9 protein-coding genes are annotated in these 14323 nt (G+C 31.4%); 6 read left to right on the top strand and 3 right to left on the bottom strand.

The features are described from left to right. The first annotated feature begins 27 nt into the window (after positions 1 to 27). The 6 genes from pbpC to WHD08_RS12645 all read left to right on the top strand — a co-directional run bounded on the left by pbpC (position 28) and on the right by WHD08_RS12645 (position 11827). Entirely contained in the window at positions 28 to 2376 is a 2349-nt protein-coding gene (gene pbpC / locus WHD08_RS12620; protein WP_244183316.1) for a penicillin-binding protein 1C, read from the top strand. Between the two features lie 117 nt (positions 2377 to 2493). Next, the gene (locus WHD08_RS12625; RefSeq protein ID WP_208890578.1) at positions 2494 to 2655 is read left to right on the top strand and encodes a hypothetical protein; all 162 of its coding nucleotides are present in this window, start codon (positions 2494 to 2496) and stop codon (positions 2653 to 2655) included. A gap of 238 nt (positions 2656 to 2893) precedes the next feature. Continuing rightward, positions 2894 to 3739 (top strand): MBL fold metallo-hydrolase, encoded by an 846-nt coding sequence (locus WHD08_RS12630; RefSeq protein WP_208890577.1) that lies wholly within the window; start codon positions 2894 to 2896, stop codon positions 3737 to 3739. 4 nt (positions 3740 to 3743) lie between these two features. Continuing rightward, a complete protein-coding gene (locus WHD08_RS12635) occupies positions 3744 to 5375 on the top strand; it encodes a S8 family peptidase (protein ID WP_208890576.1) in 1632 nt (543 codons plus the stop codon). A gap of 104 nt (positions 5376 to 5479) precedes the next feature. Further along, the gene (locus WHD08_RS12640; RefSeq protein ID WP_244183344.1) at positions 5480 to 7270 is read left to right on the top strand and encodes a M1 family metallopeptidase; all 1791 of its coding nucleotides are present in this window, start codon (positions 5480 to 5482) and stop codon (positions 7268 to 7270) included. A 231-nt stretch (positions 7271 to 7501) separates the two neighbouring features. Next, positions 7502 to 11827: a T9SS type A sorting domain-containing protein gene (locus WHD08_RS12645; protein ID WP_208890574.1), complete on the top strand. Its 4326-nt coding sequence runs from the start codon at positions 7502 to 7504 to the stop codon at positions 11825 to 11827. Positions 11828 to 12788: 961 nt separating this feature from the next. On the opposite strand, the gene WHD08_RS12650 is transcribed toward WHD08_RS12645, so the two are convergent. From WHD08_RS12650 to gcvH, 3 genes are read right to left on the bottom strand one after another with little or no spacing between them, the layout of a single operon-like run. After that, on the bottom strand, positions 12789 to 13508 hold the full coding sequence (locus tag WHD08_RS12650) for an energy transducer TonB (protein ID WP_165731616.1): 720 nt from the start codon (positions 13506 to 13508) through the stop codon (positions 12789 to 12791). 58 nt (positions 13509 to 13566) lie between these two features. After that, positions 13567 to 13857, bottom strand: coding sequence for a VanZ family protein (locus WHD08_RS12655; RefSeq protein ID WP_240915438.1), 291 nt, complete (start codon positions 13855 to 13857; stop codon positions 13567 to 13569). A 58-nt stretch (positions 13858 to 13915) separates the two neighbouring features. After that, complete coding sequence (gene gcvH, locus WHD08_RS12660; RefSeq protein WP_208890573.1) at positions 13916 to 14296, bottom strand: glycine cleavage system protein GcvH; 381 nt, start codon at positions 14294 to 14296, stop codon at positions 13916 to 13918. Between the last annotated feature and the right edge of the window lie 27 nt (positions 14297 to 14323).

A 14323-nucleotide genomic window follows, 5' to 3' on the forward strand; every position in this document is an offset into this window, starting at 1 on the left:
GATATTATAACTTTTAATACATCAAAATTGAAAATAACAAACTACATAAAACGTCATAAAAAGAAAACAATATTTATTATTGTTCTGCTGATTTTTTATGCATTTTGTTTGCCAAGTCAATTATTTACTAAGCCAACATCAACCGTAATTACAAGTAGTAATAATGAACTGTTGGGCGCATTGATTGCAGAAGATGGACAATGGCGTTTTCCGCATAGAGATTCCGTTCCAAAGAAGTTTAAAACTTGCTTAATTCAGTTTGAAGACGAGCATTTTTATATGCATCCTGGGTTTAATCCAGTTTCCATTTTTAAAGCCTTAAAACAAAATTTACAAGCAGGAAGTGTAAAAAGAGGTGGAAGTACCATTACGCAACAAGTTATTCGTTTGAGTAGAGATAACAGACCTAGAACCTATTTTGAAAAAGTAAAAGAATTAATTTTAGCAACACGTTTAGAATTTAGAGCATCCAAAGAAAAAATTATTACCTACTGGAGTTCTAATGCGCCTTTCGGCGGAAATGTTGTAGGCTTAGATGCTGCTTCTTGGCGTTACTATAATAGGCAAGCATCCGATTTATCTTGGGCAGAATCTGCCACTCTAGCTGTTTTACCCAATGCTCCAAATTTGATTTATCCAGGGAGGAATCAACATCGATTATTGGTGAAAAGAAATCGATTGTTAAAAAAGTTACTGAATAAGAATATCATTGACTCGATAACGTATGAATTATCAGTTTTAGAAGAATTACCGCAAAAACCGTATCCACTTCCTCAAATTACACCACATTTATTACAGAAAATCAATAAAAAAAATAAAGGAAAATTTGTAAAAACTACGATAAATAAAAGGTTGCAGAATCAAACAAATTTAATTGTAAATAATCATTATAATCAGTTAAAAAACAATGAGATATTTAATATTTCTGTTTTGGTTTTAAATATAAATACGAGACAGGTTTTAACCTATGTTGGCAACTCTAAAACGACTAGAATTAACCAGAAAGATGTAGATGTTATAGACAAACCTAGAAGTACCGGAAGTATTTTAAAACCATTTTTATATACAGCCATGTTAGATAGTGGAGATTTGTTGCCAAATATGTTGGTTGCAGACGTGCCTACAAACTTTGGAAGTTATCATCCAGAAAATTTTGATAAAAAATATGCTGGAGTAATTTCTGCAAAATTAGCATTATCTAAATCTTTAAATGTACCAACGGTAAGAATGTTGCAAAGTTTTGGCTTGGAAAAATTTCATGATTATTTACAAAAATTAGAACTGAGAGATTTAAAGAAAGATCCTAATTATTACGGATTAACATTGGCTTTGGGTGGCGCGGAAAGTAATTTGTGGGATTTATGCAAAAGTTACGCTTCGATGGCATCTACAGTAAATCATTATTCAGAAAACTCTAGCAGGTATTTTAAAAACGAATTTTGTGAACCTACTTTCTATGCGGATCAAAAAATAGATTTCGGAGAAAAATCATCAGAAAAAATAATTTTTGATGCCGCTTCTATTTATCTCACTTTTGAGAGTTTAAAAGATGTAAACAGACCTAATGCAGATCAAAATTGGGAGTTTTTTGATGCTTCTAAACAAATTGCTTGGAAAACAGGGACAAGTTTTGGTTTTAGAGATGCTTGGGCAATAGGAACCACTAAAGATTATGTAGTAGGAGTTTGGGTTGGGAATGCAGACGGAGAAGGAAGACCCGGTTTGGTTGGTGTGCAAGCTGCAGCGCCTATTTTATTTGATGTTTTTGATAAATTACCAAATTCAACATGGTTTGAAAAACCTTTTGATGAAATGACTGAAATAGAAATTTGTGCACAAAGTGGGTATAGAGCAACTCAAAATTGTGAAGATAAATCATTAGAATTTGTACAGAATGCAGGTTTAAAAGCAGCACCTTGTCCGTACCATGTTTTGGTAAATGTAGATGCGTCAGAAAATTATCAGGTAAACACTTCTTGTGAACAACTAGAAAACATCAAACAAAAATCTTGGTTTGTGTTGCCTCCTTTAATGGAATATTATTACAAGGATAAAAATCCGTTTTATAAACCGTTGCCAAAATTTAGAAATGATTGTTTAGGTGCGGCAAAAAACGCGATGAAATTTATTTATCCTACGGAAAAAAGCACCATTTTTTTACCAAAGAATTTCGACGGAAAGAAAAATGAACTTGTTTTAAAAGTAGCACATGCAAATAGTGAAGCTATTTTATATTGGTATGTTGATAGTAAATACTTAGGAAGCACAAAAGAACAGCATGAGTTTGGAGTGGATTTAAATACTGGAAACTATCTTATTTCGGCTACGGATAATTTTGGGAATGAAATTCATCAGCAAATAACAGTAAAAGAATAATTTACTTAAAGTAGATTAAGTGCATGTCAACGTACGAAAAGAGTTTTTTATCGAAGAGTAAGGAGGTTGCGCTTAATTTTTATAGATTTTTGGTATAACTAAACCGTATTCCTTATTATGATGCTACAAATCTCTACTCCAATTAATGGTGAAACTCCTTCATCATTCTTAGACAATCAATTATTGTTTGTTATTTTGGGATTGATTGCTTTGGTATTTGTAATTATTAGAGTGGCTAAGTTTTTAAGTGAAATGGATTCTAGTAGCGCTTCTAAATAGTCCTAATTTTATTCATAATGTTTTAGTTTTCCTTTTTCAATTCAGAGAAAATAATTAAAATTTATTGGCCAATCATTTTTAAATTGTTTTGGTGTAATCTTTAGACTTTCTTAACAAAAAACTATCTTATTTTCTTCATCTTTGCTTTCTGTATACTTTTAAGAAGTATTATGAATATATTGAATTCTAATTGATTATTTTTATAGTCAATTTTTTTTATGATTTTAATCTATACAGAATGAAAATATACCCTATAGAAACTGGAAATTTTAAATTAGACGGAGGTGCAATGTTTGGTGTTGTGCCAAAAACTATTTGGCAAAAAACGAACCCTGCAGACGCTAATAATTTGATAGATATGAGCATGAGAAGTATGCTTATAGAAGATGGAGATCGTTTAATTTTAGTTGATACAGGCTTAGGAGCAAAGCAATCAAACAAATTTTATAGTTATTATTACCTCTTTGGAGATTTTTCTTTAGATACATCTTTAGCAAAACATGGTTTTCATAGAGATGATATTACAGATGTTTTTTTAACACATTTACATTTTGATCATTGTGGGGGTGCTATAGAGTGGAATGCACAAAGAACCATTTTACAGCCAGCTTTTAAAAATGCCAAATTCTGGTCTAATGATAAACATTGGAAATGGGCAACAGAGCCAAACCCAAGAGAAAAGGCTTCTTTCTTTAAAGAAAATATCAACCCTATTAAAGAAAGCGGACAATTAAATTTTATACATAGTAATTACAAAGACCAAATAGGTTTTGATGTCCTTTTTATGGATGGTCATACAGAGAAACAAATGTTACCTATGCTTTCTTATCAAGGTAAAACAATTGTTTTTGTAGCCGATTTATTACCAACAATTGGGCACATTCCTTTGGCCTACGTTATGGGATATGATACAAGACCTTTGTTAACTTTAAAAGAAAAAGCGGCTTTTTTAAACCAAGCAGCAGATAAAGAATATTACCTTTTTTTAGAGCATGATGCTTATAATGAACTTTGTACCGTTCAGCATACAGAAAAAGGAGTTAGATTAAAGAACACACACAAATTTATAGATATATTTAATTAATATTATGAGAGTTTTAAAACCAATTTTATATACAGCTTTTGCTGGACTTGTTTTTACAGGTTGTAAATCAATTTCTAATATTCCAGTTCCTAATGGTTCTGATGTAGCAATAATAGCAGTAGCTAAAAAAGCACCATTAACACAAGAACAAAAAAATACCTGGGGACATTTAGATTTGGTAAAAGATTCTATTCCTGGAATGTCTGTAGACAAAGCGTATGATTTTTTACAAGGTAAAAAGAGTGTAACGGTTGTAGTAGGTGTTGTAGATTCTGGAACAGATTTAGGTCATGAAGACTTAAAAGATGTGGCTTGGGTAAATGAAAAAGAAGTTGCTGGAAACGGAATTGATGATGATAAAAATGGTTATGTAGATGATATTAATGGTTGGAACTTTTTAGGCGATGCTTATAAAGAAAACATGGAGTCTGCTAGAATTTTACACAATCCTTCTTTAGAAAGTCCAGAAATTGTTGCAGAGATTCAAGCAGCACACGACATTAAAGTTGGAAATGCTGAAAAGACAAAAACTAGATTTGAGCAAATGTTAAGCGGTGTTAAAGGTGCAGATGAAAATTTAGCAAGACACTTTGGTAAAGACGATTATAGTGCTATAGAAGTTGCGGCAATTACAACCGAAGATCCTTCTTTATTACAGAGCATTGCAATTGCAAAACAAATGTTTGGTTTTGGTTTGCCTTCTTTAAGCCAAGCGCAAGAAGAAATTAAAAAAGAGTTAGACAAATCTATCGCTTTATTAAATAACGAATATACGAACTATAGAATAGGAGATAACCCAGACGATATTAATGATTCTCCAGGTTATGGAAATGGAAATCCAGGAGTTTCAATTAAAAGTGAAGCACATGGTACGCACGTTTCTGGAATTATTGGAGCATCTAGAAATAATGGAAAAGGAGTGAATGGTGTAGCTGATAATGTAAAAATTATGGCTGTACGTTCTGTTCCAGATGGAGATGAGTATGATAAAGATGTTGCTTTAGGTTTGCGTTATGCAGTAGATAACGGAGCAAAAGTAATTAACACTAGTTTTGGTAAAGGATATTCTCCTCATAAAGAATGGGTATATGATGCAATTAAATATGCAGCAGAACATGATGTGTTAATTGTAAATGCAGCAGGAAATGACGGTAAGGATATTGATGTAGAAAGAACATATCCTAATGATTCTAAAGATTTATTAACAGAAGTTTCTGATAACGTGTTAACAATTGGAGCAATGAGTTCTAATTATAACGAAAAATTACCAGCTAATTTCTCTAACTATGGTAAAGTAAATGTAGATGTTTTTGCTCCTGGAGTTCAAATTTATTCTACAACACCAGAAAACGAATATAAACACTTTAGCGGAACATCTATGGCGGCACCTTCTGCTGTAGGAGTAGCTGCTTTGGTACGTTCTTATTATCCTAAGTTAACTGCAAGTCAGGTTAAACACATTTTGATGAATTCTGGTGTAAAAATTAATTTAGAGGTAATTAAGCCAGGGTCTCAGTCAAGAGAAAACCCTAAAGGAGAGTTAGTTCCTTTTTCAGATTTATCAGTTTCTGGTAGAGTTGTTAATGCTTACAATGCATTACAAATGGCAGACAGAATGGTAAACGGTAAAAAATAATTTATTAAACTTAAAAAGCAGCATTTTTAAAATGCTGCTTTTTTTTTTGAACATTAATTAATATAAATATGAGGAAAATTTATTTTTTAGGATTGTCGCTAATCATGTTAACCTCTTGTAAGGTTATAGAAAACACTACTTATTCGGCTAAAGAAACATATTGGCAACAACATGTAGACTATACGATGGATGTAGATGTAGACGCAAAAAACTACCAATACAAAGGAAAGCAGACGTTAGTTTATACAAACAATTCTCCTGACGATCTAGATAAAGTATTTTATCACTTGTATTTTAATGCATTTCAACCAGGTTCTCAAATGGATATGAGATCTTTAAATATAAAAGACCCAGACAGAAGAGTTAGAGATAGAATTAGTAAATTACAGTCAAATGAAATTGGGTATATTAAAGTTGGTTCTTTAAAACAAAACGGAGTAGCAGTTTCTCATGAAACTGTTGGGACTATTTTAGAAGTTCAACTTAATAAGCCAATTAAATCTGGTGAAACGGTTACTTTAGAAATGGATTTTGATGCTCAGGTTCCTGTTCAAATTCGTCGTTCTGGAAGAAATAGTGCAGAAGGAGTTGCATTATCTATGTCTCAATGGTATCCTAAATTAGCAGAATACGATTTTCAAGGTTGGCACACGCCACCATATATTGCAAGAGAGTTTCAAGGTGTTTGGGGAGATTTTGATGTAACCATTCATATTGATAAAGATTATACGGTTGGTGGTACTGGTTATTTACAAAATCCACAAGAAATTGGTCATGGTTACCAAGATGATTCTAAAGATTTAAACTTGCCTAAAGGCGATAAATTATCATGGAATTTTAAAGCACCAAATGTGCATGATTTTATGTGGGCAGCAGATCCAGAATACATTCACGATGTTTTAACAATGGAAAATGGAATCGATTTACATTTTTTATACAAGAAAACATTAGAAGCAGAATATTTAAAAAACTGGAAAGATTTACAGCCTAAAACGGCTGAATTAATGACGTATTTTAGTGAGCAAGTTGGTCAATATCCATATAAACAATACTCTGTAATACAAGGTGGAGATGGCGGAATGGAGTATGCAATGTCTACTTTAATTACAGGGAAACGTAAATTTGGTAGTCTTTTTGGAGTTACAGCACACGAAATGGCACACACTTGGTTTCAGTTCTTATTAGCATCAAACGAAAGTTTACATCCTTGGATGGATGAGGGTTTTACTTCTTATATTTCTAATAAAGCAGAAAACTTAATTTTAGATGAAGGTAAAGAAAATCCACATGCAGGTTCTTACAGAGGTTATAGATCTATTGTTTCAAAAGGATATGAAGAGTCATTGTCTACACATGCAGATAGATATCATACAAATTGGGCGTATGGTACAGCAAGTTATTCAAAAGGAAATATTTTCTTAAGTCAATTAGAATATGTTATTGGTAAAGAAAATGTAGCAAATGGATTAAAGAAATATTTTAACGATTTCAGTTTTAAACATCCAACACCAAACGACATTAAACGTTCTATGGAGAAAACTGCTGGAATAGATTTAGGCTGGTACTTAAACGAATGGACGCAAACTACACATACCATAGATTATGGTGTGAAATCTGTAGATAATAAAACAATTACTTTAGAAAGAATTGGGCAAATGCCAATGCCAATGGATGTTGAGGTAACTTATACTGATGGAACTTCAGAAAGTTTTAATATTCCTCTTGAAATGATGAGAGGTGCTAAGCCAACATCGGCAACCATTTTAAAAGATTGGGGTTGGGCAAACCCTACCTATTCTTTTACGGTTTCTAAAACTGTAAAATCTGTTACTATTGATAAAAGCGGATTAATGGCTGATATTAATTTAGAGAATAATGTTCTAGAAGTGAAGTAAGAATGTTAAAGATAAATTAAAAGCCTTTCCTAATTTGGAGAGGTTTTTTTGTTTATTTATTTTCGCAAAATTATGATAATAAGTTTTTAATAATTGCCTCCCCCACAAAAGTTATAAAACTATATTAAAATCAGTGTTTTTCATAGCTATATGTTAGTGTATAAAATTACTATTATATTTAATTAATAACCCCCTAATATTGTGAGTCCTTTAAAAAATTTGTTTAGCCTTTTGGCTTTAGTTTGTCTGTTTTATAATCCCCTTTTTTTAAATGCACAAGAAGATGTAACTACCGTTTATGGAGATTATGGTGGCTTTTATACATCAAGTATAACTACCGATCCCGAAGTAGCTTCTGACAAAGTAGGTTATGACGATTCTAATAATTTATTAGGGTTTACAGTAAATGGTATTACGTATTCTACAGGTGTTAATGATCCACTTCTAACATCAAATAGTATTACGTACACTCCAGTAGAATTTAATGCATTTCCAATTCCTGCTGATATTTCTTATAACTCGACTGACCTAGTTGGTATTGGATATAATTGGGGCGGTGTTACGCAAGATGACAGTGCAACAGATTATATTAAAACTTTTGACCCTATTGTACCATCAAGTTTTGTTAGAGATGGTATTAATGGACTGGAATTAGCTACTAATTTCTTTAACATTAAAAGTCAAGTAATAACTTATGATGCAATTGTAATAAATCAATCTAACACAATTAATGATGCAACACCAGATATTATTGTTACCCAAACTGGAGCTCCTGGTAAAACGGATAAATTTAAATTTATTGATAGTAGTGGTAATACTGTAGGAACTGAATTAAAGGTGGTCTTTGATAATGTTTCTGTTGTTGGAAAAACAATATGGACTATTTACACAATAAATTCTTCAACAGGTGTGATATCAGAGGTTCCGACAAAACGTAAAAATACCCCGAGAGATTTAAGAGTGCTATCTATTAAATTAAGCGATTTTGGTATTACTAGTAGTAATTTTACGCAAGCAAATAATTTTGTACATACTACCTCGGGTAATACAGATATTGCTTTTACAGCATTTAATACAGATGCTTTAGAAATTAACTTACCCGCAACCGATTTAGAAGTTTCTAATTCTATTATTACGGCAGATAATTTTTGTGCACCTACTACAGCAACTTTCACAACTACTATAACTAATAAGTCTAACGAGTTGTCAAAAGATTTTGATGTAGATTTAGATTTTTCTGGAGTAACTGTAACTAGTAGTTCTGCTAATTTTACGACTAACGGTACCTCTATTTTTTCTGCAAGTTTTAATAGTTCCAGTAATAAATGGATAATAAGTGAACTAGAAGCAGGAGCAAGTGTAACTTTAAGTGTGGAAACTTCTGTAGATAATTTTTCTTATCCAATAAGTTTTACGGCTACAGCGATCCCTATTTTTCAACCAGATAGTGATTCAACAAACAATTCATTATCAATATCAGAAAATGGAGATGATAATGATTGTGATGGTGTTAATGATGCTAATGATTTAGATGATGATAATGATGGTATTTTAGATTCCGATGAAGGAACAGGTGATCTTGATGGAGACGGAATTCCTAATTATTTAGATCTAGATAGTGATGGAGATGGTTGCCCGGACGCATTAGAAGGAAGTGGAACTGTAGATTTAACCGATTTAGATGAAGATTTTAAAATTACAGGAAGTGTTAACGATGATGGAATACCAACTTTAGTAGAAGCAGAAGCAGGATCTGGATCTGGCCAAAGTATTGGAAGCAGTCAAAATGATAGCACTTTAACTTGTGATACCACAGATACAGATAACGATGGTATTATTGATATTGTAGATTTAGATGATGACAATGATGGTATTTTAGATACTATAGAGCACGCATCTAGTGGAAATCCGATAGTTGATATAAATAAAAATGGAATTTTAGATTACAAAGACCCAAGTGTTAGCGGTTTTGTTGATGCTAATTCAGATGATATTGACGATAGGTATGATATTGATTTAGATGGAATTATAGATCAATTAGATGCGGATGCTGATGGAGATGGTTGTCCGGATGCATTAGAAGGTGATGCAGATTTTACATTGTCTGATGTTGATGTAAATAATAGGTTAACTGGAGAAGTTGATGAAGACGGAATTCCGCTTTTAGCAGGAAACGGACAAGAATTAGGTAGTAGTCAAGATAGTGCAGTACAAGATGATAAATGTAGTTTGTTGCCAGTAATTATTAGTCAAGTTTATCAAACTTCTACAGGTAAAGCAATAGAATTAACAAATATAGGTACAAGTACTGTGGATAATATTAGGTTATCTCTGTTTAAAGACACAACAGCTCCAAGTGATGTGAGACCTTCTGCAAGTTTGGTTGTTCCAACTTTAGAAGCAGGAAAATCTGTAGTAATAAAATCTGTAGATAACTTACCTGATGTTACATTAATTAATTCACCAACAGAAATAACGAATGCTTCTGTTACAGATTTAGCTACCGGTAATGATATTATAATTCTTTCAACCACAACAGATGATTCTGCATGGGCAAATAGGTATGATGTTGTTAGTAATATTAGTGATCTAACATCATTAGTTCGTATAGATGAGATAACAAAAGCAAATATTACTTTTACACCATCAGAATGGATTTCTTTTATAGATGATGCAATTGAAGTTGTTGGAGATTCAGACCCCATTCCTGCAATTGTAAGACATGCGAATGCACCTCTTTTATCAGAAGTAGAAGTAAAAACACCAATTTCTGAAACGAATTCTGGTTTAGGATTACACAGAATAAACCCAACAATTAGAACAGCTTCTAGTTGGAGTAATGGTTTTCCGGATAAATCTAGAAGTGTAATTATTCAAGAATCTTATGAGCATTCTAGTAGTAATTTATCAGCAAGAAAATTAGATGTACAAGGCAGTAATGTGTTAAGTATAAAAAATAATGCGCTAATAGTTTTAAATAATACCAATATTAATATTTATGCAGAAATTAGAATTCTAGGATCTGGTCAATTTATACAAGTACACGATGGTGATCGTAATGTTACAGGTAACGGAAAACTACTTATAGATCAAAAAAGTGAAGTACCTAACGTGTATAGGTACAATTATTGGTCATCTCCAGTAGTAGAGTTTGAAGAAGGGAATGACTATAGGGTCTCAGAAATAATGAAAGATGCTGGAGGAGAACTTTCAGCGAGTTCAAGGCTATCAGATATTAATTTTGTTAGTGGTTATGATGGTGCTGCTACCAGTCCTATACAAATAGCGAGTTATTGGATTTATACTTACAATGGTACAGCCAATAACAGTTGGGTGCAAGTAAAGGAAACAGGTAATATAGATAAAGGTTTTGGGTATATTATGAAAAGTACAGGTGCCAATCCACAATATTTTACATTTTATGGAAGTCCATTAGATGGAAATATTTCCTTTAATGTTTCTGGAAATACAAATAGTCTTATTGGAAATCCGTATGCAGGTACCTTAGATGGTCATGCGTTTATTTTAAATAATGAAAATACAATTGATGGTACACTTTATTTTTGGGAACATTCTGGAGAGTCAACAGATAATGGGCACATAAAAGCAGGATATGAAGGTGGTTATGCGCAGTTATCTTTTGGAATGGGAGTTGCTGCCACTAGCGTTGTAGGAACAAATGGGTTAACAGAATCTTACACTTATACAACCCCAGAAAGATATATAGCTGTTAGTCAAGGGTTTTTTGTTTTTTCAGACGAAGATGGAGGAACCATTAACTTTAATAATAAGCAAAGAAGTTATCAAGAAACAGAGCCTTATTTTTTTAAAGGTGAAAAGGCTAAGGTTGCTAATAATACACTTCCTATTTTAAAATTAGGAATGGATTTTACAAATAAAGAATATTTGAAAATTCATAGACAAATAGGTGTTTCATTTAATGAAAATCATTCTTTTGCTTTTGATTATGGTTATGAAAGTGTAATGATAGATGTTCAAGAAACCGATGTATTCTGGGATTTTGACGAAATGGAAAATAAAAAATTGGTTATTGCAGGGGTTGAGGATATTAGTGATGCTTTAAAAGTGCCACTTACAATTCTTGTTGATTCTGAAGAACCTGTTTTTTTAAGAATAGATGAATTAGAAAATATTGATAGAAAAATTTATTTATTTGATGCGGTAGAGGATACTACTAAAGAATTAAAAACGGATGAGGTGATTGAATTAGCATTATCAAAAGGAACTTATAAAGATCGATTTTTTATCACTTTTAATGAAGTTAAAGTATTATCTGTTTCTGATGAGGTGTTAGATTTTAATTTGAGAGTTTATATGGATAATGATTCAAACGCAATATCAATACTTAATAAGAACAATCTGTTTATAGAAGATGTAGCGATATTTAATGTGTATGGTCAGCAAATTAAAGCATGGAACCCAAATGTTTTAGACGAAGAAATTAATTTAGAAGTTGGTAATTTGTCAACCTCAATTTACATTGTTAATGTAAAAACTAACAAAGGAACATTTACGCGTAAAATTTTAAAAAAATAAAAATTAAGCAGTGTATTTCAAAAGTCTTTCCTATTTGGAGAGGCTTTTTTTGTTGAGTTTATCCATCTCTAAATTAGCGATACATTAAACCAATATTGTAATGAAAATGATAGAAAACACTGGGTATAAAAAAGGAGTCCAAAAAGATTACTCACTTTCTTTTAAACTTCGAATTGTACAAGAAATAGAACTTGGTGAGATTACTGGGTTGAAGTATGTCGTAATATGGTATTAAAGCGTGATTTACCATTAAAACATGGTTAAGAAAATATAGTAACCTTTGTCTGGTAAAATCAAACACTTATTACTATGGCTAAAACACTTTACTAAAGAAGTCTTATCATATTACAACAGAGGTACATTACAGGTTTAGAAAACATAAAATATTGTTTGTAACCTAAATATAGATAAATCAGAACAGATTTGGGCAAGTGAGGTTACTTATGTTGGATGAAGGGAAAATCCAAGTTATCTAGCATTAATAACAGATGCGTATTCAAAGAAAATTGTAGGATTTAACGTGTTGTCAAAAGTTTATGTGTTTAGGGCTCATTACAAGTATTAGGTATGGCTTTAAAAAATAAAACAACTTTAATTAATCATTAATAGGTTTACAGTGTTACTCAAATGATTATCAAGAACTAGTTAAAAAAAAGGAATTAAATCAAGTATGACAGAAAAATATGATCCATATGAAAACGCACAGTGGCTGAAAGGATAAATGGAATTTTAAAGCTGGAATTTAATATTGCTAAATTTGAGGTAAACTTAAAAATCAAGAAAGACCACATTTATCGAATCATATGCTGGCTCCAAACTTAATGCACCAGCAAAATAAAACTCAAATGAAAACATATAAAATTAAAAAACTGAACAATAACATTATTGTTCAGTTTTCAATATTAAATTTAACCCTTTATTAATCTATATCGATTATTTAGGACTAGACATGTATTATAAATTACTCTACAATTAAAGTAAAAGGAATACTATATTTTACTCCTACTGGCTTACCTCTTTGTCTACCTGGTTTCATTTTAGGTAATTTTTTCATTACACTAATAACTTCACTTTTAATTTTTGGGTGTGGAGCTCTTGCGTTAACGTCTACAATGTTACCGTTTTTATCAATTTTAAAACCGATAAATACTCTTTTTCTACCAGAAGATAATCCTAATTCGTTTGGTAAATTAGCATCAAACTTTCTAGAGAAGTGCTTTTGTACCATTTTACTAAAACAAGCTTTTAACTCGTTTTTACTTCCTTTACATCCAGGAAATACAGGTACATCTTCAATAATCATAAAACTTACGTCTTCTACAACTTCTTCAACTTCTTGAATTTCTACAATTTCTTCAACTTCTACAGCTTCAGTTTCATCTGTTTCAGTAGATTCGATTACAGTTTCTTCAACTTCTTCCTCATCCTCTACAATTTCTATTTTCTCTGGTGCTGGAGGTGGTGGAGTTTTTGGTTTAATAGGTTCTATTTTTTCAGTAATTACTGTTTCTTCTTCCATATCAGCATTCATACTCACTGTACCTAAGTCTCCAATAACTTTATCATAAGTTTTGTTCTCTATAGCTGCGTAAGTTACAAATAGTGCTAAAACCAAACCTATTTGCATAAAAATTTTACTGTAATTTTCTAAATTTGATTTCGGGTTTTTTTTAATTTCCATTGTAAAGAGTTTTTAATAGTTCGCTAATTTAATTAAATTATTGGTTTATATACAAGTCTTAGTATGAATTAACTGTATTTTTTTTCAAAATTAGATTAAAAATAATAAAACCTAAGAGAATACCTACTGTATTTGCTATTGCATCTTTATAATCTCCTGTTCTATATGTAGTTAATGTCTGTTGTAAAACTTCAATAATTATGCCAAAAAAAATACAACAAATAACAATCACATATTTTAGAGTTGGTTTTCTATAAAAAGAGAATAACCAAGTTACAGAAAGTGTAAAGTAGGCAATAAGATGATATATTTTATCAACGTTATCGATACCTATTTCTATCTTAGGCATTCTCCTTAAACTCAAATAAGCAATTGTAATTGTTATGAATATTGCAATGATAAAAAGGTTATCCTTCAATAAGCTCTTGATACGCTGCTGCATCCAATAAATCATTTATTTGTGAACTATCTGATGTTTTAATTTTAATCATCCAACCTTTTCCATAAGGGTCTGAGTTTACCAATTCTGGTTCCTCTTCTAATTCTTCATTAAACTCTATTACTTCTCCTGATAAAGGCATAAATAAATCTGAAACAGTTTTAACAGCTTCTACAGAGCCAAAAACTTCTCCTTCTTCTACAGTATCGTCTAAAGTATCTACATCTACATAAACGATGTCTCCTAATTCTCCTTGTGCAAATTCTGTAATTCCTACAGTTGCTACGTCTCCTTCAATTTTAATCCACTCGTGATCTTTAGTGTACTTTAATTCTGATGGTAAATTCATTTTTTTAAATAGTTTTTGTTGTTATGT

It is taken from the genome of Polaribacter sejongensis (genome assembly GCF_038024065.1).
Lineage (GTDB): Bacteria > Bacteroidota > Bacteroidia > Flavobacteriales > Flavobacteriaceae > Polaribacter > Polaribacter sejongensis.

Coding starts and splice junctions, on each gene's coding strand:
- WHD08_RS12625 (WP_208890578.1), top strand. CDS start 2,494: ATGATGCTACAAATCTCTACTCCAATTAATGGTGAAACTCCTTCATCA.
- WHD08_RS12630 (WP_208890577.1), top strand. CDS start 2,894: ATGAAAATATACCCTATAGAAACTGGAAATTTTAAATTAGACGGAGGT.
- WHD08_RS12635 (WP_208890576.1), top strand. CDS start 3,744: ATGAGAGTTTTAAAACCAATTTTATATACAGCTTTTGCTGGACTTGTT.
- WHD08_RS12640 (WP_244183344.1), top strand. CDS start 5,480: ATGTTAACCTCTTGTAAGGTTATAGAAAACACTACTTATTCGGCTAAA.
- WHD08_RS12650 (WP_165731616.1), bottom strand. CDS start 13,508: ATGGAAATTAAAAAAAACCCGAAATCAAATTTAGAAAATTACAGTAAA.
- WHD08_RS12655 (WP_240915438.1), bottom strand. CDS start 13,857: ATGCCTAAGATAGAAATAGGTATCGATAACGTTGATAAAATATATCAT.
- gcvH (WP_208890573.1), bottom strand. CDS start 14,296: ATGAATTTACCATCAGAATTAAAGTACACTAAAGATCACGAGTGGATT.